Here is a 2,131-nt window from a genome sequence, read left to right as displayed (position 1 = left end):
AGTGGAATACAGTTGCCGCAAATCCATCCAAAGGTATCGTTAATTAACAATGCCTTGAAATTTATTAATAAAGGTAAAACCATGCTATTTCATTCATCACAAAAACCCACCGAATTGTCCATTATTCATCTTAATAAGCTCCAAGACAAACGCCAAGAGCAACTAAAAGACGCTCTAAAAAACAGTCAAAAAGACGACAAAAAATGCAGTCTGTTTGTCAAATTGTGCAAAAAAGCCAAAGATAAGGCAAAAGACAAAAAAGACAAGGCAGATGACAAAAGTAAGAGCACTGATAAAAGTGTGTTTGTGCTAGATTTTGACGGCGACATTAAAGCATCTGCGGTGGCTCATCTGCGTGAAGAGATTAGCGTGATTATCAGCTCGGCAAAATCAGGCGATGAAGTGGTAGTACGCTTAGAGAGCGGTGGCGGGCAGGTCAATGCTTATGGTTTGGCAAGCTCGCAATTGGCTCGCCTAAAAGAGGCAGGGCTTACGCTAACTGTCTGTGTGGATAAAATCTCGGCAAGTGGTGGCTATATGATGGCGTGCGTGGCGGACAAGATTATCGCCAGCGACTTTGCGGTCATCGGTTCGGTGGGTGTGGTAAGTCAGCTCCCCAATTTTCATGAACTGCTAAAAAAGCACAACATTGGCTATGAGATGTTTACGGCAGGCGAGTACAAGCGTACCGTTACTATGTTTGGTGAAAATGACGATGAAGACCGTGCCAAGCACCAAGCGGACATTGACCGCATTCATGAGTTGTTTAAGACCTTTGTCAAAACGCACCGCCCAAGCCTGGATGTGGAGAAGATTGCCACAGGCGAGATTTGGTTTGGGCAGGACGCTTTGGACTTGGGGCTGATTGATGAGATTGGTACGTCTGATGCCTATGTGCTTGAACTTATGAAAGAGCATGACGTCTTTGTATTGCATACCCGCACCAAGCCGACTTTGGCAGAAAAATTGGGACTGTCTGAGCAGATGGGCGTAAAGATGGGCGAGATGGTTGGACAAATGGTGTCATCGGTAGGCGAACAGCTTGCCGAATATCAACGTCCTTAAAGATATTTACAAGTGATTGAATGTACACATCATTTTACTTAAAATTTTGATAAAAATGGTGTAAAATAAGCCATTCAACTTTTTAAAAGCGGGCAATGGTTGTTCGCTTTTTTATTGATTTTAACGTGTGATTTGGGTTATTTATGAAAAAACTAGAAGAAGCCTTTGCCAAAGCCGATAAATTCGGACGAGTGGTTGCCAACAAATTTAGCAAAATCAAAGATTTAAATGACATTCGTGGTATCGGTCAAGGCAAAACCGTCCTAATTACAGGGGCAAGCTCGGGGCTTGGGGCGATGATGGCAAAGAAATTTGCCTTTTTGGGGTATGATTTGGCGATTTGTGCCAGACGACTTGACCGCTTGGAGGCTCTAAAAGTTGAACTTGAAAAAGAATTTGGCATTAAAGTCTATGTGCGTACGCTTGATGTTACGGTATATGATGATGTGTTTACCGTGTTTGAAGCCTTTGCCAAAGACATAGAAAATGACGGCGGTACGCTTGACAAAATCATCGTGAACGCAGGCGTGGGCGACAGCCGCGTGATTGGGCATGGGCGATTTGCGATAAATCGCGCTACCGCCGAGACCAACTTCATCTCCGCCCTTGCCCAGTGTGAGTCTGCCATGCAAATATTCCGCCGTCAAAATAGCGGTCATTTGGTTGTCATATCCAGTATGTCTGCGGTGCGTGGACTGCCAAGGCATTTGACCACTTACGCTGCTGCCAAAGCAGGACTTGCGGCTCTTGCTGAGGGGATACGAGCTGATACTATTAGCGAAAAACTGCCGATTACGGTGTCCACCATTTACCCTGGTTATGTGCGTACCGACCTAAATATCGGGGCAAAATATCTGCCCTTTGAAGTTGAAGAAGACGAAGGGGCGGACGTGATTGTCAAAGCCATTGAAGCCAAAGTGGATGAAGCCTATGTCCCTGCGTGGCCGTGGCTACCGATTGGGCTGGGTATGAAATATTTGCCGTTAAGGTTGATTACCAAATTTTTGTAATTGATTGTTGATAAATCAATTGTTTATGCGGAATTAAGAACCCACTCACAATCTTT

At 44.6% G+C, this 2,131-nt stretch carries 2 protein-coding genes; both read left to right on the top strand.

Annotation, left to right across the window (positions count from 1 at the left end; all coding sequences use genetic code 11):
• The first annotated feature begins 81 nt into the window (after positions 1-81).
• Positions 82-1,065 carry a protease SohB gene (gene sohB, locus B5J93_RS12775; protein ID WP_079326718.1) on the top strand — a complete coding sequence of 328 codons (984 nt, stop codon included), beginning with the start codon at positions 82-84 and terminating at the stop codon, positions 1,063-1,065.
• A 143-nt stretch (positions 1,066-1,208) separates the two neighbouring features.
• Positions 1,209-2,075 (top strand): SDR family oxidoreductase, encoded by an 867-nt coding sequence (locus B5J93_RS12770; RefSeq protein ID WP_079326717.1) that lies wholly within the window; start codon positions 1,209-1,211, stop codon positions 2,073-2,075.
• The last annotated feature ends 56 nt before the right edge of the window (positions 2,076-2,131 follow it).

The sequence above is a fragment of the Moraxella equi genome (assembly GCF_002027555.1).
GTDB classification, from domain to species: Bacteria; Pseudomonadota; Gammaproteobacteria; order Pseudomonadales; family Moraxellaceae; genus Moraxella; species Moraxella equi.
This window is presented reverse-complemented; position numbering and strand designations above follow the sequence as displayed.